The sequence below is a fragment of the Paenibacillus sp. RC334 genome, from assembly GCF_030034735.1.
Lineage (GTDB): Bacteria > Bacillota > Bacilli > Paenibacillales > Paenibacillaceae > Paenibacillus > Paenibacillus terrae_A.
This window is the reverse complement of sequence record NZ_CP125370.1, coordinates 3,422,871-3,442,981: the sequence shown is the minus strand read 5'-3', so window position 1 is coordinate 3,442,981 and position 20,111 is coordinate 3,422,871. Positions and strand designations below refer to the sequence as shown.

Sequence of the window (20,111 nt, the reverse complement as noted above, 5' to 3'; positions counted from 1 at the left end):
AAGAATTTATAAAATTAAGTCTTGGTAAAGAGGATCCGGAATTATTTTGGCAGCCTGTCCTATGGCAAAAAGCTTCGGAGTGTCTACAGCAAAAAGGCTCGGTGAAGCTCTCAAGAAGTGTCCTGAGCTTGTGATTTGCCCGTCCCCATATGAAATATTATATTGATGCCAAGCAGGATAGTCTCCACTTCCGCAGACTGAACATAATCCCGGGGCAGGGTCATTATATGACCGATCGATTTTGGGGGTGTATCCAATGTTTCCGGCTTGACGGGACTGTGATCCAGAGTATCAGCAAAAAAGTGTGCATATTAATATTTGTGCATAATTGTTTCTATATGTACTACATTGTAAAGATTTAATTGTGATTTTACTTTATATTACAATGTACATAATTAACATCTATAAATATTGTGAAATGTTGTATTATTTGATAAGTAATTAGAAAATGAGTCTAATAATTTTTTAAAAGTGAGGTATGGGATATAATACCTTGGGAGGGGGGACCAGTGACTGAAACTATCAATGTTGTTCCAGTTAAGGATGGTTCTATGCATTTTATGATAAGGTAAGATGGGGATCGCTTATGTTGAGTTCTTCTAGAACAATGTTTTTAGGTGACTTCCATATTCAAGAATCTAAATATAATCTGTTATTTTTTTGTTGTACTTAATGCAGTCCAAACGAAGAGAACATTTCTTTGTAATAAAAGATACTGGAGAAGCCACCCATCTTTAAAATAGGAGGAGAAATAATGATAAAACGGCTTGATCATCTCGTTTTAACTGTTAGAAAAATTGAAGAATCCGTACATTTTTATACCCATGTTTTGGGTATGAAGGAGGAAACGTTCGGTTTAAATCGTAAAGCATTGCGTTTTGGCGATCAAAAAATAAATTTACATGAAGCTGGAAAAGAATTCGAACCCAAAGCCCAAAACCCGGTGTCCGGGTCTGCTGATTTGTGTTTCATTACCGATAAAAACATCGAAGAGATTGTGAATCATCTAGACACCATTGGAGTGAATATTGAGGAGGGACCCGTAACCAGAACAGGCGCGCTAGGTCCTATTGTATCCGTTTATATTAGAGATCCGGATCAAAATCTTATTGAAATATCTCAGTATTTAGTGTGATTTTACATGTTGTGACCAAACCGCACCCTATTTCCCACAAGTTATAGTGAGTTCTATTCACTTCAATTCCAAAATATCAGGTCGTAGTAACTGGTTCATTAAAGAGGAGACAGGTTTCCCATGCTTTTAATTTTATTTGCGTATCAGATGCATCCCAAATACGGTTAATCCTAGCATCCAATAGAGATGAATTTTATAATCAGCCCGCTGCTCTAATCTTTTCATCTTGTTCCCAGTTGTAAAATTTCCCTAAGAAAATTTGGCTATAATAAAATTTTTAAAACTCCCAGCAGCGGGCGGTAAATATCTCTCAATCCTCCATGCTAATCCTATGGATCGGTGGCATTCTGGGACATTTAGGCGGACTTGGACAACCTTATGGGTGTCCAGTCCCTGTAAGTCTGGAAGCAACGATACGCCAAGGCCTGAGCCCACCAGTCCCGCAACGGTTGCGACCTCTTCGCCTTCAAAGGTGATGTGAGGTTGGATTCCGTGTTCTTGAAACATCAGATCCGTGGTTTGACGGAGAGCGTATCCTTTTTTAACAAAATAAGGGATTCATTAGCTAATTCGTTCAAACCAATGAAATGAGCTTGGAGATTGATCGGCTTAATGCTGGCTGGGAAAGGTTCAGTACCTCTGAAGCTCGCGTAACATGCTGTATGTCAGCCAAGACCTGAAAATATTTTAATTGTTGAATTTCCATACGTGTCCTCCTGAATTCATTTCACATTATTCATTACTGAAATGCATCGAAAGCATACTTATCATAAATTATACTTCTGTCATCGTTGATGATACCATAAGATTATCAGGTTGAGTCGATATGATGTGGAGGGTTTACAATGCACTATCTTAACGCCGTAATTCTGATGAGTCTAGCTGGATCGCGACTGAACTTATCACTAGACCAGAGAGTCCCTTCCACAATATTGGCAGCATAATAGGTAAACGCACTCGCGGACGTCACATTACTCTCCAAAATCTGTATCGAACTACTCAATTGTTATTTAAGGAACAAAAGTTAATAGGGACGAGCAACGAAGAGAGATACCAAGTTGCATTAAACTATTATCGATCAATTAAAGATACATTCTCCAAGGAATGGATTGACTACGGGGAGTACCGTATCACTCATATTTTTTGTCTAGATGCTCTTTCTATTGCGGGGTCCAAGCTTCTAACAATGTGCATAAATGAGCGTGGTAGAATCGATTATAATATGATGCATAAGAGAGTAAAGAAGCTCAGTACAATGAATTGGTCATCTGACGGTCCTTTAAAATATGTAAAAGGTGTGAGTGGATCTAAATCTTTAGCAGCAGATTTAATCGATATGATGCTTTTGGCGTAATTGTTTTTATATCCCTAAACATCTTAGATAGACTTAAGCTCTTTATTAGTAATACATTTTTTATAAAAGGCAGGATGCTTAGCACATGATATAAGTAACAAAAATAGTGGAGATAGCTCTTTAATTGCTGTCCACTATTTTTTTAATTCCAGTATTTACTTTGTGTATAGAACGTATGTTTGGTATATAATTGACTTGTGAATGTATGCTCTTATTCATTTGCTTTTTGGAGGTGCAACATGATTAAAAAAGATAAGAGAACAATTTTTTTAGCAGATTGTCAAAGTTTTTACGCTAGCGTGGAAAAAGCTTCTCACCCAGAATATAGAAATAAACCACTTGTGGTAGCTGGCGATCCTTCACGTAGGTCGGGAATCATTTTAGCGGCGTGCCCCATTGCAAAAAGTTTTGGTGTAACTACAGCAGAGCGTCTGGGAGAAGCTGTGAAAAAGTGTCCTAAACTTGTTATCGTACGACCACGGATGAAATACTATATTGATGTTTCTTTAGCAATCACGAATATATACAAGGAGTATACTGATCTTGTAGAAGTGTTTAGTATTGATGAACAGTTCTTGGATATTTCTGGTAGTGTAAGAACGTTTGGTGATTCATTAGTTATTGCAAAAGACATTCAGCAAAATGTTCTTTTACAAACTGGAGTTTGGGTTCGAATAGGAAGCAGCTTCAATAAGATACTTGCAAAAATTGCAACTGACATTTGGGCCAAGAAGAACAAAAACGGGATTTTCACACTATCCAGAGCAGAAGTTGAACATTTATTGTGGCCACAGCCGGTCAGCAAAATGTTTGGAGTGGGATCGCGGATGACAGCACATTTTGTACGGCTTGGCATAACAACTATTGGAGATATAGGCAGAATGACTTTGCCAGAACTTAAGACGAAACTCCGCAGTCATTTTGGAAAACAGTCGGACATCCAGGCTGAGATTATGTGGAGAACTGCTAACGGTTTGGACGATAGTCCTGTTATCCCATCTACGCTCGATTCCCCGCAAAAGTCGATAAGCCATGCAATGACCCTGCCCAAGGATTATTCGAACAAGAATGAGATTGAAACGATTTTGCTTGAACTCACCGAAGAGGTTTGTCGAGACAGCCGTCGTAAAGGGTATATGGGTTCTGTTGTGACTGTCAGTTGTATATGCAGTCCATATGAAGCCCCTACTGGATTTTCCAGGCAAATGAAGCTTACTGACCCGACTAACAATACGAATAAAGTGTACGATGCAGCAAAAAAAATATTTTATAATTTTTGGAATGGCATGCCGATACGACGCCTAGGTGTCACTTTAAGTGAACTGGTTGACGATCAAACATATCAACTCTCCTTCTTTGAAGATCAGGAGCGTACACGTTCCCTGGAAAAAGCAACAGATAGCATTAAAGAACGCTATGGTAGTGCAGCTATTGTAAGAGCTTCCTCTTTGACCAACGCCGGTCAGGCGCTGGAAAGGTCCCTAAAAATCGGGGGGCATTATAAATAAACAGTTCGCAGATAAGGAAAATAAAACTAATCATCTAGCACTATGCATTTAGAATGCTCCTTTAAGATAGTACCATAAATCAATAATACAAAAATAATTATGCTTTCCATTGCTAAAGGAATATAATGTATAAAGTATGTCAAATTTACGATGAGGGTGTAGAAAATAAATGAAAAGAACACTGCGTAATCTTTCCTAACATCTTAGTCGAAGCTTTACTAGAGCAAGAAAAAAATTATCAAGAGTATCTTTATTTGAATGATATGCCTGTTAGCAAGAAGAAAGAAGACAAATTCCAATTTGATCAGTTTCATGCTCACTATACCGACCATCCAGTTGTCACAGGAGCAAACGGACTTCATTCTGGAGCGGTTGAAGCGAGGTTCGCTGGACCTCGGCTACGTTTATCTGCTTGTAAAGGACGAAGACATAGAGATTGTAGCTCGTATACTTCGCCTTATTGCGTGGTTGTTGGAGAAATCTCGTATTCGATCTCATCCTGAATATTCATACCGAGCTTTGTTCGGTGCGTATCTGGAAGCTGTGAAATAGATCTTTGCACGCAGTGGATGCCTCAATCCGAATTCTCCCCACTTCTTCGGACAAGAACTTGTTCTCCTTTGCCGTAAAGGACATACACATGATCCTTTTACAGATCGGATACCTCATTCACTAAATGGGTGGATGGACAGATGCAGAAAATGATAGAAGCATATTTCAAGATATTCTGAAAAGTCATTTCGAATTTAAAAAATTGCTTGATTATTGAACAAAAAATTTGTTATAGAGGAACGATGGCTCTATTAGATCGTATTCTAGTTACTGTAGTTAAGATTCTAGATGCATATAGAAAAAAGGAAGCTCTTTATATAATTAAATTTATCCTGTACTACTTTGAAAAAGCTCAATAAACCTTTGAGTTGCTGAAGAAAGGGGCAAATCTTTTTTGATAGCAATACTTAGAAACCTTTTAGGTATGGTTTCTTGGATTGGTACTTTGAATAGCTGTTGTTGATCCAAATCGCTGCGAACAAAATCCTCGATTACACATGATATGCCCAAACCTTTTTTAGCAAACTCAATTAACAGTTCCATGGTACTCAGCTCTACTTTAGGTATTACTTTTAAGCCATATGAAGTGAAAAAGTTGTCAATGTACTTTCTTGTATTAAGTCCTTTCTGCATTAGAATGATCGGGTAATTTACTACTAGTTCTTTTAAGAATATTGGTTTATCACATATTTCTTTAAATCTCTCACCTACTACAAAACAATCTTGTATTTCTATTTTTCCAATCACCGTCAGAGAATCTCTGCTTCCGTTCAGATTGATGATTCCTATGTCAACTTCGCCTGACTCTAGCTGCTTAATTGTAGAATGAGTAGATTGATCTTTGATATAAATCTCGATATTAGGGTAAGCCAAGGAGAATCTTTCTAGGTATTGCATCAAGAAGTTACTACAAGCTGTTGTGCTTACGGCTATTCTTAGTTGGCCAGCATCTAAATTCCTTAATTCCGAAAATTTTCTTTCAGCCGCCTGTAATAACTCATAGCTTTGTTCTACATATTGAAATAATACCTCTCCTTCTACAGTAAGGGACACTCCTTGTGCTCTTCTATGAAACAACTGTCCACCTAGCTTATTTTCAAGTAATTTTATGGACTGACTAACTGCCGATTGTGATGTAAACAGTTCTTTTGCCGCATTAGACATACTTCCAGCTTTTACTGTGATATAGAAGATCTTATAGAGCTCATAATTAATATCCATATAAGTAATTAGTATACCTCCTATATTTATTATTAATTTTACTTATTATACTGCGTGAATTATACTCGGGTTGTCAATGATTAATCGATAAATTGAGAAGGTGATCAATCTAGTATTCCCATATTTAAGATAAATTATTGAATCATCTGTAGGGGATATTCAATCTTCAGAATTTGAGAGGGGATAATACTGAATGTTTCTGATTTCTATTCCATTGCTCTCTAAATAGTAGGTGGGATTACTTTTGCAATGGACACACTTGAAACCGTTCTTTTGGTATTTTCTCGTGGTTCTAAAATCGGATAAACGATTTAATGAAGCACTTCGTTCAATTTCCGATTGGCTAATCGATCAAAGCAAGAGAAAGGGGAACATACGTGGCTATCGTATTCATAATTTTCGCATTATTGGCAGGAATGGCCTTACCTACGCAATTTAGTGTTAATGCGCAGCTAAGGACGGTGGTGGGATCACCTATTGTTGCTTCGGCCATTTCTTTTACAGTAGGTGCCATCTCATTAATAATCATATCTTTTTTTGTAAAAGGATCGTTGTTCAAAAAAGAATGGTTTGAAGCTCCCTGGTGGATGTGGACAGGAGGACTACTGGGTGCTTTCTATGTATTGGCGACAACCATTCTCATGCCCAGAATAGGAGTAGCAGCTACGGTTGGATACGTTTTAGCTGGACAAATAATCGTGTCGGTGATCATTGATCATTTTGGATTAATTGGTGCTAGTATGCACACTTTGAATATTCCTCGATTATTGGGAGCTCTTTTGGTTATTGCAGGAGTCTTTATCGTACAAAAATTTTAAATACGCTTGGGGGAATCGTACATGAGCAAAATAAGAAAAGACTTTCTGTGGGGAGGAGCTATTGCTGCTAACCAAGCAGAAGGTGCACATCGCAGGGATGAAAGAGGTTTAAGTACCGCTGATATTCAGCCGTTTATTCCAGGGGCTGCTCCTACTGATCTACATTTTAATAATATGGATTCAGAAACATATGAAAAATACAAACATGGGACATACTATTTCCCTAAGCGCCAAGGAGTACATTTCTACGAACGATACCGTGAGTATATCGATGCGTTAGCGGACATGCATGTAAAAACATTACGGTTATCCATCTCATGGAGCAGGATTTTTCCGAATGGGGATGATACCGGCCCAAACGAGCAGGGCTTGGCCTTTTATGATCGACTATTTAGGTACATGAAAGAAAAAAATATTGAGCCGATCGTCACCATTTTCCATTATGAAATGCCTTTGAATCTGGTTGAGCAATATGGCGGTTGGACGAACCGGAAATTAATCGATTATTTCGTAAAGTATGGACAAACCGTACTGCAAAGATATCATCAAACCGTTAAATATTGGATTATTATCAATCAGATTAATCTTGTGCACAAAGAGGCGTTTGCTTCCCTAGGCATATTGAAAGATAAAGTTGACCATTACGAGCAGGCCCAGTTTCAAGCGGTTCATCATCAATTCGTTGCGTCTGCAAAAATCACCGAATTTGGCCACAAGCTAAACCCATCTCTTCAAATGGGAATGATGTTGGCCGATACGTTAACCGCCCCTTATTCATGTGAACCTGCAGATGTCGAACTGAATTTTAGACGGAATCGAATGCAATATTTCTACAGCGATGTTCTGATCCGAGGAGAGTATCCTGAATATGCATTGACGTATTTCGAAGACCATGGCATTCGGTTGGAAATTACTGAATCGGAGAAAGAACTGCTTCGGAACAATACAGCCGATTTCCTTGCAGTCTCTTATTACTGGTCCAATACCGTTAAAGCTAGCGAGAATACGATGGACCCTAATTCTACCGTCAAAAATCCCCATTTGAAAGCGAATCGCTGGGGCTGGTCCATTAATGCTTCAGGATTATATCTCTGCATGTCCAAGTATTGGGACAGGTATCATGTTCCCATGATGGTGGCTGAGAATGGTCTTGGTTTCAAAGATGTTTTAACAGCGGACAACAAAGTTCATGACGATTATCGCATCGAATACCACCAGGAGCATATTGCGGCACTGAAAGAGGCAATACGTGAAGGGGCAGATGTTTTTGCCTATTGCACCTGGGCCCCTTTCGACATCATCAGCGCAGGTACTGCCGAAATGAGCAAAAGATATGGCTTTATTTATGTGGACTATGATGATGAAGGTAATGGAAGTGGGCAATTCCATTTTAAAGATAGTTTTTACTGGTATAAGCAAGTTATTGATTCAAACGGCGAGGATCTTCATGTAATCACCAGCGATTAAGATGAGAACTGACTAATTGAATAAGGCATCCCCGGATCATTTTATCGTACCAGTTAACGGTATCTGGAAGAATGATCCGGGCACTTAAAATGGGAGGGATAACGATGAGTTATCAAAAATTGGCAAAGGATATTCTGGATGGTGTAGGAGGTAAAGAGAACGTCAATGCGGTTTGGCATTGTGCTACAAGATTGCGTTTCAAATTAAATGATGCCAGTGCTGCCAACACCAAAAAGATTGAAAACACAGATGGGGTCATTACTGTTGTCAATAGTGCTGGACAGTATCAGGTAGTTGTCGGTAATTCTGTATCTCAAGTCTACGATGAACTAACTTCATTACCTGGAATGGCAGTACATGCGTCTGCCAACGCTGAAAGCGCTTCAGAAAAAAGAACTGGGAAATTTAATCCTGTCAGTCAGTTGATGGATTTTGTTTCGGCCGTATTCACTCCATTCCTGGGAGCTTTGGCTGGAGCCGGAATTTTAAAAGGTATTCTGGCTTTATTTACAACAATGAACTGGATATCGATCGACAGTGGTGCGTATAAAGTATGGAATGCAGCAAGTGATGCAATTTTCTACTTCTTGCCGATTTTCTTGGCATTTACTGCGGCCAAGAAGCTGAAAGTCAATCAATTCGTAGCCGTTTCGTTAGCTGGTGCACTCATTCATCCGTCTTTAGTAGAGATCGTATCCAATTCACAAACGATTGATTTCTTTGGCATACCGATCCTACCAATTACGTATACGTCGTCTGTGTTTCCCATTCTGTTGTCGATTTGGGGCCTCTCTTACTTGGAACCTTTGTTGAACAAATTCTTTCCGGAATCGATTCGTAATATGTTAACCCCTCTGTTTTCGCTAGTGATCATGTTGCCTCTAACTTTGGCTGCTATCGGCCCTGTAGGCACAAAGATCAGTGACCTGTTCGCCATGGTATTGTTGGCAATCTACGGGTTCTCCCCATTACTTGCTGGGTTGGTTTTAGGAGCGTTCCATCAGTCGATCGTCATTTTTGGAGTCCATTGGGCGCTGATTACGCTGATGATAAACAATGTCGCTAATCAAGGATACGACCAATGGCTACCTATCGTATGTGCAGCTGTACTTTCCCAAGCTGGTGCTGCTCTCGGCGTATTTTTGAAAACCAAGGATGCCAAAATCAAAGGCCTATCGGGTTCTGCAGCGATCACAGCCATTTTTGGTATCACTGAACCGGCAATTTACGGCGTAACCCTTAAGTTAAAGCGTCCATTCTACTGTGCAATGATTGCCGCCGGTATTGGAGGCGCTGTCATTGGATCGTTTGAAGTACATGCATCCACTTTCACATTTCCTAGCTTGTTGGCAATTCCAACGTATTTAGGACAAGGCTTTATTGGAGAAGTCATTGGATTGATTATTGCATTCTTTGGAGCCGTCATTTTAACGTATTTCTTCGGTGTATCTAATAAGTCTGGGACGAATTCCATAAGCGTTCAAGCAAATCCAAACGACATTGTGGTACTTGTGGATGGCCAAATTGTTCCTTTAAGCAGTGTAAGCGATGAAGTGTTTGCGTCTGAAGCGATGGGTAAAGGAGCAGGGATTGTTCCAATAAGCGGAATTGTTACAGCTCCGGTAAACGGAACGGTAAGCAGCGTGTACAAAACCGGGCATGCGATTGGCATTGTATCTGATTCCGGTGTAGAACTTTTGATCCATATCGGTATTAATACTGTGAAATTAAAGGGACAACACTTTAAACCATTGGTTAAGGAAAATGAGAGAATTACGATTGGAGACAAATTAGTTGAGTTTGACTTGGAGCAAATCAAGGCTGCAGGTTATGATCCTACGGTAATGGTTATTGTTACGAATTCATCTAATTATGATCAAGTGCATGTGAATCTGGAGGATCCAAATTCAAAACAGTTATTACATGTGATTCCTGCAGAACCTGGGGTTTCATCTTCAAATTTGATTTAACACAGGACAGCATGGATTTGATCTTGGAAGTAAATTAAAAAACGTATAACAACCAGCTATGCTATTATAGCTGGTTGTTTTTTAGTTTTTAGTAGATAGTTCTGTTGCTAACGAAGAAAAGGATTAAGATATTACGAATTTTACAGCTTTAACTAGAGTGGATAAACCAAAAACGGAGCTTCCTTTGTCTTTTGACATTGCAGAAACAATCGTAAAAGAGTTGATGACGATGCCTACAAGAGTGGATGTACAACTGGAAACTCCTAAGTGTGCACTCTCGTTAAAGGAATACGCACATGTAAGAGAAGACATTTTGTTAAGGTCGCGAACGGACCTCTACTTGTTGATGCACAAGACATATGGGAGAATTAAATCAACACTTTATCGTATCCGTTAATAGTATTTTCTTTAACCGACCACGAATGAAGTTTTAATTCCGTACGATATCCAACACATCTCTTTGCTAGCAAATGATAGACTCAATGTCTACATTTCACCCCGGAAGAGGTGTCTTGCTTTGAAATGCACTGGTTTCGATACTAATTATGGAGGAATGAACCAATATGTTAAACCTAAATAAATTATTGTGTAATAGATTAGGAATAAGTTGGGACAATAAATTAGAACTTGAAGATTTAAATACTATTATTGAAAAAACAGCAAAAACAATTCCATTTGAGAATTTAAGTATTATAAACAGTTCGTCGAGTGAAATAACACCTGAAAATCTATTAAAAAAAATAATCGAACGCAATGAAGGTGGACTTTGCTATGAATTAAATTCATTATTTTATTTCTTTTTGAGTGAAAATGGGTATAATGCAAAGCTAATTCGCTGTATGAGGTACGACTATACTAATCGAAGCTGGAGTGCGATAGGAAAAACACATGTTGCTATTATAATCAATCATAACGATAAGTTGTACCTCGTCGATGTTGGGTTTGGAGGGTATTCACCATTAAAGATTGTTCCTTTAAATGGAGATAAGGTGACTTCTGAAAATGGGGAATTCAAAGTAATAAATGTAAGCAGTGGGTATGGGGATTTTATTTTTTGTATGAAAATGAGGTACAAGGATACTGATTGGAAGATTGGTTATGCTTTTGATTCCAAAAACGCCATACAGGATATAACTGAGTTAAATGAAGTTCAAAAGCTCACCGTTGAACATCTTGGATCGAACTTTAATAAGAGACCGATAGTCACTAAATTCACCGATAACGGAAACTTAACATTAACAGATACTTCGTTCACTGAATGGGTGAATGGAGAAATGAAAAAAACAGAGATAATAGATAAAGAAATGTTTTGTAGTATTGCAAAACACCATTTCGGCTTGTTTAACTCCTGCCTCTAAGAAATCCACGGATTGGATTAGATGACAAATAGCACGTAATAATGCTACTAGCTGCCATGGTTACGCGTGTTATGGATATACTGACTCGGTTCGTCAATTGATCAGTGGCTAGACTGAATACAGGTAGCAAGCTTTCTCGGTTGAGCACAAATGTATGTAGTTTGAAAAACCATAGAGGAGTACTAGTCAGAGGGAATAGAGCTTCATTGAATGAAAAATATGCTGGGTTTCGATGTGATTTGCCTGCGTAGCAAATACAATAGCAAGCTTTTAGAAACTGTAATTTAGGTTGATTACGCACATTATATATTAAGGGAAGAGTACAAGATGGATTAACTCCATTTTATGCTCCGAATTGTTTTGCTTCATTAAAAGTTATATCTGTTGAAGAAGGATCTTGTCTAATCTTAATTACAAAGTATGCTCCAGCAAATAATATGCTACTTGTCATGAACATAATTGTCAAAACAGGAAAAATAGATACTCCGTAAAGTAAAGCTTGTTTTGAGGAAAGGTCTGTGAAGCTATAAAACAAGATGGCCAGTATGCCCCATTGCCAGCCTTGATACTGTCTACTTGCAGATCTCGCTGGTATCTAACGACGATTAGAGAGAGGATAATGATGCAGAATCCGACTAGCTGCACTAAAGTAAGCGTCTTTTGCCAAAGCAAAGCAGCTAGCAGGACAACAAGCATAGGCGTTAGTCCCGAAAAAAATGCTATGACTGAAGCTCTACCAACAGCATAACCTTTGTATAAGAACGTATTGGCCATAAAAGAAAAAATACCCATTAATAAGCCGAGCCAGGCCTTGTAACTCCAAGTTTGATTTGCGTACATTATTCATAATTAATGCCAGGATTGTACTGGATACATACACCCCAACAAACAACAGATTCCGATCAATAGACCGTTGAGACGTCCATTGATAGAAGATACCATGTAAGCCAAAGAAAAAAGCAGCGCCAATTGCAAATGTGAACCACATCTGTTGTTCCTCCAACACTCATAAAGAAAAATTTCACAGCAAACGTGCTTAGTAGTCTCCCCTTCGAAAAGGTATTAGCCGAATGGGGAACAGGATGTTTCTGTAGTCTGAATATCCTTTAGTATGAATTCCAAGTGTTCTCTAGCTGATTGATTCAATGGTTGTAAGGGTAAAGGAAGACTGGGACTTGAGATCAAGCCACTTATTTCTGCTGCTGCTGAAATAACACGAAGGCTACCATATTGATGAAATAACGTCCAAATCGGTTCAAGTAGTGCCGAGAGTCGTTTCGCTTCGTCAGCAAAACCGGCCTGGGCCAAACGGGTCATTTTTAGGCACACATTTGGAAACAAACCACCGAGAACTGAGTACCATGCTTCACAGCCTGCATTCAAGCCAGTGACTGCAAATGAATCTCCACTTACTCCTATAGTTACATGGGGAGGAATGGCCGTTCGCAGTTTTCTAATGCGTGTCTTGGCTGCTTCAGGATCAGAAGGTACTCCAGGAATCTTGATAGAACTAACGTTAGGTAGCTCAGCAATTCGACCGTGCAACTCATCGCTGAAATGAAAATGTGAGGTACTCGGATTATCATATACACAAAGTGGAATGGAGAGTGAATTCGTCACCTGTTCATAGAGTAAAAATACTTCGTCATTAGTTAGTGTTTGATAGGAGATAGGGGCTAGCAGCACTGCGCTTGCTCCTGCTCTTTGTGCATCTTCCGCTAATCGAAGTACTTCAGAAGTACGAATCGCACTTATGCTTGTCATCACGGGAATCCCCTCAGCTGAATGGACAGCAAGTCGAAGAACACGTAAACGTTCTTCTCGATTAAGATATGCATAATTTCCAGTTGAACCCAATGCACCAATTGAGTCTACACCAGCTGCAACTAATTGTTGAATCAGTGTTACAAATGCTTTTTCGTTAATACCTGTCTCGTTAACTGGGGTGAGTGGAAAAGCAGATAATCCACAGAACATAATGCTACACTCCTTTATTAATTGACCTTCAAAATACAAACACATTATAAAAATGAATTAGACACAATTAAAGTACCAATTGAGAGACAAATAACAGTACCAATTCTTCTAGAGAAACTTAAGATCGAAACAAAGAAATATGAGCATCAAGCTTCAGTGTCAACTTGGAAAAAAATGAGGTTCAATACGTAAGAAATTTCCTCGGCCGTAGGTCTGGAACTAAGTACAAAATACAATTCTGTATCGAAATCAACGGATGTTATTACATCTTTTAACGGATCAGGTTAGTTGAACAAGAAAGATAAAAAGCATTCTATATAGAATGCTTTTTATCTTTATCATGATTTGGTGATGTACCAGAGTGTGTTAGTATGCGGTCAAGTACCTTTTCAGTAAATGGCATAAAGTAATTGAGTATTAGCCCCCCTAAACAAACGGTTAACAAAGTTCCAACGCCAATGGGTCCATTTAAAATAACTGCTATTATCAAGAATATGAGGTAAATGAATGTTCTCGAAAAAAATAGATTTGTTCTAGTTAATTCTTGTATGATTAATGTTAATCGGTCAACTGGAATGGGTGCGAAATTTGTCTGTAAATATGTTGCAGTTCCTAATCCTACAAGAACTAAACCAATTCCAAAACAAACAACTTTGCTGTACCATAGTTCAGGTGTTATCAAATTGTGCAATAAAAAAAGCCACATATCAATACCAATACCCGTTATAAATGCTGTTAACAACCCTAAAAATTCTGGTCTTTGTCTTTTTAAAAGTGAATTACAACATATCAATATTAAAGCTATTATTATTTCCCAACTTCCCACAGTAAGCCCCACATTTATGGACAGTCCTACCAAAAGTGCATCAAAAGGTGAAGTCCCAAGGTCTGATTGTATAGTGAACGAAATTCCAAGGGATAATATAAAAATTCCTAATACAAAAAAAACATATTTCACTGTACTCGACCTCTTTATCATAATTTCATGTTGCAAATGCAACAAAATTAGGGTAAATTTAATATATACCATTTTTATTGCGTTTGCAACAAAATAGGTGCAAAGGAGTTAATTATGAAGGAAGTACTTCGTGAAATTGGAATGATAGCAAGGGCATTAGATTCTATAAGTAATATAGAATTTAAAGAATATGACCTTACAAAAGGGCAGTATTTGTACATTGTGCGAATATGTGAAAACCCCGGAATTATTCAAGAAAAGTTAGCTGAGATGATAAAGGTAGATCGAACAACAGCATCTCGTGCTATAAAAAAACTTGAAATTAATGGCTTTATTGAAAAGAAAGAAGATACACATAACAAAAAAATTAAAAAACTCTTTCCAACTGAGAAAGGGAACAATGTTTATCCATTTATAAAAAGAGAAAATGATCATTCCAATAACGTTGCATTAGAGGGATTTTCGGAAAGAGAAGTAGAAACCATTTTCAATCTTCTTCAAAGAGTAAGAGAAAATATAGGGGATGACTGGGAATTTGTGAAAAAGGGGAACAAGAGAAATTATTGATTTATAAGAAGGAGCGATGCATTAAAATGACTGTAAAAATAATAAAGTGCAGCCGTGAAGATTTACAAATACTCCAAGAAATAAGTATTGAAACATTCAACGATACATTTAAAGAACAGAATTCACCTGAAAATATGCAAACCTATCTGGAAAGAGCATTTAACTCTAAACAGTTGGATAAGGAATTGTCCAATGTCTCTTCAGAAATCTTTTTCATCTGTTTCAATGAAGAACTTGCTGGATATTTAAAGGTAAATATGAATGAGGCCCAATCCGAAAAAATGGGTGATGAGTCACTCGAAATTGAGAGGATTTATATAAAAAACAAATATCAAAAACATGGGCTTGGTAAATATCTGCTAAATAAAGCTATGGAAATTGCAATGGAACAAAATAAAAAGAAAATCTGGCTCGGTGTATGGGAAAAAAATGAAAACGCTATTGCTTTTTATAAGAAGATGGGGTTTGTTCAAACGGGTGCACACTCTTTTTATATGGGTGATGAAGAGCAAATTGATTTCATAATGACCAAAACAATGATATAGGTTTAGTAAATGCATCTTTCCAGTAATAAAACTGTGATATTGAGCAAGGGTTCGGGTCTACTCCTTTTTAACATTCGACAGCTTACTTAGCAAGCACTACCTGATAATATCCGAATCTTTATTATTTTATATTGTAATTTGTTTACTTATGTGTATAATATTAGCCATAATTGAATTCAAAAATGTTTTCTAGGGTTCCGCGATATAATATCGGCTGGTCCGAGAGAAAACTCACAGTCGTCGTACTGTGTCACGGAGGGATAAAAGCCTGGGAGAAAAACTGCTGTATGCAGTATGATCTCAGGCTTTTTTTCAATTGCTGCTTTAAACCCATACTACATTTGCAGCGTTATCAAAAAGGAGGAAGCACAGAATGAACAAGACATGGTTATCTGTTGTAATTGCGGCATTATTTGAAGTCGGATGGGTTATCGGCCTGAAACATGCTAGTGGATGGTTAGAGTGGGGAGGGACTTTAGTCGCCATTTTTGTAAGTTTCATACTCATGATTATGGCTTCCCGTACGCTTCCAGTAGGAACAGTATATGCAGTGTTTGTCGGTTTGGGAACGGCTGGTACTGTATTGGCAGATATTTTGTTGTTTGGTGCTGAAGTACAGGGATCTAAATTGATGTTGATCGGGCTACTTCTGTTCGGAGTTGTAGGACTCAAAATACAGAGCAAAGAGAAGAAACAAGGAAAAGAGGTGCACTGACGTATGAACTGGGTATTACTAATTTTGGCAGGCGTATTTGAGATGATTGGAGTTCTCATGATTAATAAGCTCCATAAAGACCGGAATTTCCTGTCCATTTTCTACTTGCTTGGAGGCTTTGGATTGAGCTTTTTCTTTCTTAACCTGGCCATGGAAGCACTACCAATGGGAACAGCCTATGCCGTCTGGACCGGTATTGGAGCTTCGGGCGGGGCCATATTGGGTATGATCTTTTATGGTGAACCACGTAATACTGCGAGAATTTTGTTCATTGCGATGGTACTTGGTTCAGCAGTTGGTCTAAAGCTGGTAAGCTGAATAATGATGGTATTAGATAAATTCGTTATTTTAGAATAGCAGCAAACTATCTGAATGCTTATGGACTATAACGACATGGTTTGCTGTATGGTTGCTAGAAACCACTTTAGATCCTTCTGGAATAGGATACTGATTTGAATTTCAACAGACTTAAAAAATGGATTTATACTCCTTATCTAACAGTTTAATAAACATAAAGACCTCTACAATATTTAGAAATTAGAGGTAAAGTTAGTGAATTGTTATCAGACATGTTAGCCCTCATTCTAGGACCAGTCGAATACTTTATTTTCCTAGTCTATAACTTAATCTTTTAATCTAAAACTTTTTCAGAAGACAATAAACAAAGCAATTGAATACTGTACATCACTTTTATTCGTTAAATATCTTGTTCCTACAGGATTCTATAATTATGTACAAGAAATTTAGTTTGTCTAAATACCATTTTAGCGAGCATTTTATTGGAACTGATGCCGATGCGAATCCATACCCCTGTCTGTGCCATTACTTTTTGTTGAATTTCACTTGCGATACTCACTGGATCTCCGAACAGGGAGAGGCTTCCGTTATGTCTAAAAACTGCTCATCAATACTGAAAACCTCAACCAAATCCGTATACTCGTTATAAATTTCTGTTATTTTTAATGAGACGTCGATATAATGCTGCATGCGCGGGCGTACAATGGTAAGGTCAGGACATTTTTTTATCGCTTCCCCCAAACGCTCTGCTGTAGATATAGCGTATTTTTTAGCAAGTGGACACGCAGCCAAGATAATGCCCGAACGCAGCGAAGGGTCACCAGCAACAACTAGCGGCTTATGGTGGTATTCGGGATTGTCGGCCTTTCCAATGCTGGTATAAAAGCTTTGGCAGTCTGCTAAAAATATAGTTTTTTTTCCGCGTTTGTTCAATGTTACAACCTCCTCTCCAGATGTATGCTGATCGTCTTTCCAAAATATTCTTGAATGTAAATTCATATAGTAGTATTATATACAGAACAAGTGTTCTTAATCCAAATGTATTTTCTGGAACGTTATAGTTTACGGAAAACCTAACATGGCGTATTATATTATCTTGAACGAAAGCATGTGGAAATGAATGCATATTGAGGGGAGAAAACCATTTTTATGAACCCAAAACGTCGACCATCATCTCAAAAACGCAGCAGGTGGCGTATTTTTGGCAGAGTTTTGCTGATTAATATCAAGTGGTTCTCGCTAGCGGGCGTACTTGGGATCCTATTTGCGGGAGGTCTTATATCCGGTTATGTGGCAGCGCTGGTTCATGATGAACCTGTACGATCACGCCAGTTGATATATGAAAAGGTAAACGAGAACGCTCTGACCAGCTTTGTATTTTTTAATGACCAGGTAACCCCGGTTGGACGAATGCGCATGGAGGAGGATCGGCAGCTCGTGGATCTGAAGGATGTTCCCCAATCCATTGTAGATGCCCTTATTTCAACAGAAGACAGCCAATTTTATGAGCATCAGGGTGTTGATCTAAAAGGGACGGCTCGCGCCGTCAAACAGAAGCTTCTGAACGAAAATCGCCAAACAGGCGGCAGCACACTGACACAGCAGGTAGCCCGGCGAGTTTTCCTCAGTCTGGATAAGACGGACAGCCGCAAGGTAAAGGAAATGCTGCTCGCACTGCGTATGGAGCGTTTTATGAGCAAGGATAAAATATTAACGGCATACTTAAACAAAATGCCGTTTGGCAATGGCTCCGCAGGTTACAATTTGTACGGGATCAAGTCGGCTTCGTTAGGGATTTTTAATGTAAGTGATCTACATAAGCTTCATATTGCTCAAGCGGCTTATTTGGCCGGTCTTCCACAATTACCATCTGTTTATTCAGCTTTTGACGGTAAAGGGAAGTTTGATGAAGAGGGCTTCAACAAAGCTATCGAGCGCCAGCATGTCGTGCTGGGAAGAATGCTGGCAACAGGTAAAATCACACGAACGGAATATAACGAGGGACTTCATTTTGATATTAAAGCTACTCTTGCACCACATCGCGAGAAAAGCTACAATACATTCCCTTATTTGATGCTGGAGACGGAGCGGGAGGCCACTCGGTTGTTGGCGCTCCAGGAAAATCCGGATCTTACAACAGCTGAGATTTCCAAACCTGAGCATGCTGAACTCCTTCAAAATACACGGGAAGAGCTGCAACGGTCCGGTTATCGGATTTATACAACGATAAATAAGAAAGTTTATAACGATATGAGACAGATTGCAGCCAATCCGCAAAACTTTTCTCCATACAGTAAGCAGAAGGGACTGGAACAGATTGCTGCCATCATGATTGATCATAAAACGGGGGCTATACTCGGTATGATCGAGGGCAGGGACTTTAATACTGAGCAAATGAACTATGCAACCCAGATGACGCGTCAGCCCGGTTCTGCCATGAAGCCTATTGCAGCTTATTTGCCTGCTTTGGAAAAAGGCTACACTCAGCCTGCTGGTCTTATTGATGATTCGCAAATTGTATTGAAAGACGGACGTAAAGGCTATCATATCCCTAAAAATTATAACAGACGGTACGAAGGACTGATGACAGCCCGCGAAGCACTCAATCGATCGATCAACATTCCTGCGCTGAGATTGTTTTTATATGAAGTTAAAATTCCAAATGCCTGGAATTTTGTGCGTTCCCTTGGGGTTACAACAATTCAGCCGCAGGATGAACATGCTCAGACAGGCGTTCTGGGTGGGCTGAGTAAGGGAGTATCTGTCAAGGAACTGACAGCGGCATATGGTACGATTCCCAATATGGGCGTATACAATGAACCCCATTTGATCAGTAAAATTACGGATGCCGACGGCAAGATCGTATATCAATTCAAACCGCAGGCGAAGCGTGTATATTCCAAGCAAACCGCGTTTTTGATGACAGATATGCTCAAAACGGTTATATCGGACCCTAGGGGTACAGGCAAACGTATGCAAAATGCTTTTAAAAGCTATGGTACCATTGATATTGCTGGCAAGACCGGTACGACACAAAACTTTGGCGATGTATGGTTCATGGGCTATACCCCGGATGTTACACTTGGCGTCTGGGCAGGTTACCGTCAACAGGTTAACACGCTATCTCAAGAAGGGCACTCCAGAGCACAATCGGTGTGGGCGCTTATCATGAACGAGGCGGTCAAGGATCAGCCCCAGCTTTTCAAAAATAAGCATTTTACACAGCCAGAAGGTGTTGTAAAAGTTACGGTCTCCAGTCTTACAGGTAAGCTGCCGGGAAGTTATTCCCGTCAATCCGGTCAACTTGTGACAGACTGGTTTAACCAAAAATACGTGCCAACGGAAGTTGGGAGGGAGCAACGAACACGTTCATCCATACCTGTCGTACCGTCCAAATCGGATACAAAGGATAAAGCAACTCCGGAGAAACAAGAACCTGCAACGGATCAGAAGGAGATTCTACCAGAAGAAACAGTACCTTCTGATCCTGACACAGAAATAGATACAAATGGTGAGAGTAATGATTTGCCGCCAGCAGATAGTTCGCAGCCATCTGTTGAAAATAAGCAGGAGCCTCCTTCTGAACCAGAAACCCAGAATGAAGCTCCAGAAAATAAACCCAGCGAAGCTATTCATAACGAAACACCTGATCAGCCGGAAAACTAAACA

General features: G+C 39.0%; 19 protein-coding genes, 2 pseudogenes and 1 riboswitch. Of the genes and pseudogenes, 14 read left to right on the top strand and 7 right to left on the bottom strand.

Features of this window, described 5'->3' with window-relative positions:
- Positions 1-28: 28 nt before the first annotated feature.
- Positions 29-167, top strand: a pseudogene (locus QMK20_RS15835) (Y-family DNA polymerase); the annotation flags it as partial.
- Positions 168-754: 587 nt separating this feature from the next.
- Entirely contained in the window at positions 755-1,135 is a 381-nt protein-coding gene (locus tag QMK20_RS15830; RefSeq protein ID WP_044647313.1) for a VOC family protein, read from the top strand.
- A gap of 249 nt (positions 1,136-1,384) precedes the next feature.
- On the opposite strand, the gene QMK20_RS15825 is transcribed toward QMK20_RS15830, so the two are convergent.
- Both QMK20_RS15825 and QMK20_RS15820 read right to left on the bottom strand, forming a co-directional pair.
- A complete protein-coding gene (locus QMK20_RS15825; RefSeq protein ID WP_283652368.1) occupies positions 1,385-1,642 on the bottom strand; it encodes a LysR substrate-binding domain-containing protein in 258 nt (85 codons plus the stop codon).
- 67 nt (positions 1,643-1,709) lie between these two features.
- Positions 1,710-1,841, bottom strand: coding sequence for a LysR family transcriptional regulator (locus tag QMK20_RS15820; RefSeq protein WP_283652367.1), 132 nt, complete (start codon positions 1,839-1,841; stop codon positions 1,710-1,712).
- Between the two features lie 887 nt (positions 1,842-2,728).
- On the opposite strand from QMK20_RS15820, the gene QMK20_RS15815 reads away from it, so the two are divergent.
- The gene (locus tag QMK20_RS15815; RefSeq protein ID WP_283652366.1) at positions 2,729-3,997 is read left to right on the top strand and encodes a DNA polymerase IV; all 1,269 of its coding nucleotides are present in this window, start codon (positions 2,729-2,731) and stop codon (positions 3,995-3,997) included.
- A gap of 300 nt (positions 3,998-4,297) precedes the next feature.
- A complete protein-coding gene (locus QMK20_RS15810; protein WP_283652365.1) occupies positions 4,298-4,549 on the top strand; it encodes a hypothetical protein in 252 nt (83 codons plus the stop codon).
- Between the two features lie 327 nt (positions 4,550-4,876).
- Here QMK20_RS15810 and QMK20_RS15805 read toward each other — a convergent pair whose 3' ends face one another.
- Positions 4,877-5,770, bottom strand: a complete 894-nt coding sequence (locus QMK20_RS15805; protein ID WP_283652364.1) for a LysR family transcriptional regulator — start codon at positions 5,768-5,770, stop codon at positions 4,877-4,879.
- 377 nt (positions 5,771-6,147) lie between these two features.
- Between QMK20_RS15805 and QMK20_RS15800 the strand changes: the two genes are divergently transcribed.
- From QMK20_RS15800 to QMK20_RS15785, 5 genes are all read left to right on the top strand, one after another.
- A complete protein-coding gene (locus QMK20_RS15800; protein ID WP_283652363.1) occupies positions 6,148-6,588 on the top strand; it encodes a DMT family transporter in 441 nt (146 codons plus the stop codon).
- Positions 6,589-6,594: 6 nt separating this feature from the next.
- The gene (locus QMK20_RS15795) at positions 6,595-8,055 is read left to right on the top strand and encodes a glycoside hydrolase family 1 protein (RefSeq protein WP_283652362.1); all 1,461 of its coding nucleotides are present in this window, start codon (positions 6,595-6,597) and stop codon (positions 8,053-8,055) included.
- Positions 8,056-8,159: 104 nt separating this feature from the next.
- On the top strand, positions 8,160-10,025 hold the full coding sequence (locus QMK20_RS15790; protein ID WP_283652361.1) for a beta-glucoside-specific PTS transporter subunit IIABC: 1,866 nt from the start codon (positions 8,160-8,162) through the stop codon (positions 10,023-10,025).
- Between the two features lie 157 nt (positions 10,026-10,182).
- Positions 10,183-10,422, top strand: a complete 240-nt coding sequence (locus tag QMK20_RS27710; RefSeq protein ID WP_404518857.1) for a phosphoribosyl-dephospho-CoA transferase MdcG domain-containing protein — start codon at positions 10,183-10,185, stop codon at positions 10,420-10,422.
- A 166-nt stretch (positions 10,423-10,588) separates the two neighbouring features.
- The gene (locus QMK20_RS15785; RefSeq protein ID WP_283652360.1) at positions 10,589-11,383 is read left to right on the top strand and encodes an arylamine N-acetyltransferase family protein; all 795 of its coding nucleotides are present in this window, start codon (positions 10,589-10,591) and stop codon (positions 11,381-11,383) included.
- Between the two features lie 462 nt (positions 11,384-11,845).
- Here QMK20_RS15785 and QMK20_RS15780 read toward each other — a convergent pair whose 3' ends face one another.
- The 3 genes from QMK20_RS15780 to QMK20_RS15770 all read right to left on the bottom strand — a co-directional run bounded on the left by QMK20_RS15780 (position 11,846) and on the right by QMK20_RS15770 (position 14,318).
- The gene (locus QMK20_RS15780) at positions 11,846-12,157 is read right to left on the bottom strand and encodes an EamA family transporter (RefSeq protein ID WP_283652359.1); all 312 of its coding nucleotides are present in this window, start codon (positions 12,155-12,157) and stop codon (positions 11,846-11,848) included.
- A 288-nt stretch (positions 12,158-12,445) separates the two neighbouring features.
- A complete protein-coding gene (locus QMK20_RS15775; protein WP_283652358.1) occupies positions 12,446-13,360 on the bottom strand; it encodes a dihydrodipicolinate synthase family protein in 915 nt (304 codons plus the stop codon).
- Positions 13,361-13,673: 313 nt separating this feature from the next.
- Positions 13,674-14,318, bottom strand: a complete 645-nt coding sequence (locus QMK20_RS15770) for a YczE/YyaS/YitT family protein (RefSeq protein WP_283652357.1) — start codon at positions 14,316-14,318, stop codon at positions 13,674-13,676.
- Positions 14,319-14,432: 114 nt separating this feature from the next.
- Between QMK20_RS15770 and QMK20_RS15765 the strand changes: the two genes are divergently transcribed.
- From QMK20_RS15765 to QMK20_RS15750, 4 genes are all read left to right on the top strand, one after another.
- Positions 14,433-14,885: a MarR family winged helix-turn-helix transcriptional regulator gene (locus QMK20_RS15765; RefSeq protein WP_283652356.1), complete on the top strand. Its 453-nt coding sequence runs from the start codon at positions 14,433-14,435 to the stop codon at positions 14,883-14,885.
- A gap of 26 nt (positions 14,886-14,911) precedes the next feature.
- A complete protein-coding gene (gene paiA, locus QMK20_RS15760; RefSeq protein WP_283652355.1) occupies positions 14,912-15,430 on the top strand; it encodes a spermidine/spermine N(1)-acetyltransferase in 519 nt (172 codons plus the stop codon).
- Positions 15,431-15,608: 178 nt separating this feature from the next.
- A riboswitch (guanidine-I (ykkC/yxkD leader) is annotated at positions 15,609-15,707 on the top strand.
- 96 nt (positions 15,708-15,803) lie between these two features.
- Entirely contained in the window at positions 15,804-16,145 is a 342-nt protein-coding gene (locus QMK20_RS15755; RefSeq protein WP_283652354.1) for a DMT family transporter, read from the top strand.
- 3 nt (positions 16,146-16,148) lie between these two features.
- Complete coding sequence (locus QMK20_RS15750; protein ID WP_044647304.1) at positions 16,149-16,463, top strand: DMT family transporter; 315 nt, start codon at positions 16,149-16,151, stop codon at positions 16,461-16,463.
- A gap of 445 nt (positions 16,464-16,908) precedes the next feature.
- Here the strand turns inward: QMK20_RS15750 and QMK20_RS15745 are convergent.
- Positions 16,909-17,375, bottom strand: a pseudogene (locus tag QMK20_RS15745) (Y-family DNA polymerase); the annotation flags it as partial.
- Positions 17,376-17,591: 216 nt separating this feature from the next.
- Here QMK20_RS15745 and QMK20_RS15740 point away from each other — a divergent pair.
- Positions 17,592-20,108: a transglycosylase domain-containing protein gene (locus QMK20_RS15740; RefSeq protein ID WP_283652353.1), complete on the top strand. Its 2,517-nt coding sequence runs from the start codon at positions 17,592-17,594 to the stop codon at positions 20,106-20,108.
- Positions 20,109-20,111: the final 3 nt, after the last annotated feature.

Bases quoted from the DNA above. Each gene is read 5' to 3' on its own strand.
- QMK20_RS15830 (WP_044647313.1), top strand. From the start codon at position 755: ATGATAAAACGGCTTGATCATCTCGTTTTAACTGTTAGAAAAATTGAA.
- QMK20_RS15825 (WP_283652368.1), bottom strand. From the start codon at position 1,642: ATGTTTCAAGAACACGGAATCCAACCTCACATCACCTTTGAAGGCGAA.
- QMK20_RS15820 (WP_283652367.1), bottom strand. From the start codon at position 1,841: ATGGAAATTCAACAATTAAAATATTTTCAGGTCTTGGCTGACATACAG.
- QMK20_RS15815 (WP_283652366.1), top strand. From the start codon at position 2,729: ATGATTAAAAAAGATAAGAGAACAATTTTTTTAGCAGATTGTCAAAGT.
- QMK20_RS15805 (WP_283652364.1), bottom strand. From the start codon at position 5,770: ATGGATATTAATTATGAGCTCTATAAGATCTTCTATATCACAGTAAAA.
- QMK20_RS15790 (WP_283652361.1), top strand. From the start codon at position 8,160: ATGAGTTATCAAAAATTGGCAAAGGATATTCTGGATGGTGTAGGAGGT.
- QMK20_RS15785 (WP_283652360.1), top strand. From the start codon at position 10,589: ATGTTAAACCTAAATAAATTATTGTGTAATAGATTAGGAATAAGTTGG.
- QMK20_RS15780 (WP_283652359.1), bottom strand. From the start codon at position 12,157: ATGGCCAATACGTTCTTATACAAAGGTTATGCTGTTGGTAGAGCTTCA.
- QMK20_RS15775 (WP_283652358.1), bottom strand. From the start codon at position 13,360: ATGTTCTGTGGATTATCTGCTTTTCCACTCACCCCAGTTAACGAGACA.
- QMK20_RS15765 (WP_283652356.1), top strand. From the start codon at position 14,433: ATGAAGGAAGTACTTCGTGAAATTGGAATGATAGCAAGGGCATTAGAT.
- paiA (WP_283652355.1), top strand. From the start codon at position 14,912: ATGACTGTAAAAATAATAAAGTGCAGCCGTGAAGATTTACAAATACTC.
- QMK20_RS15755 (WP_283652354.1), top strand. From the start codon at position 15,804: ATGAACAAGACATGGTTATCTGTTGTAATTGCGGCATTATTTGAAGTC.
- QMK20_RS15750 (WP_044647304.1), top strand. From the start codon at position 16,149: ATGAACTGGGTATTACTAATTTTGGCAGGCGTATTTGAGATGATTGGA.
- QMK20_RS15740 (WP_283652353.1), top strand. From the start codon at position 17,592: ATGAACCCAAAACGTCGACCATCATCTCAAAAACGCAGCAGGTGGCGT.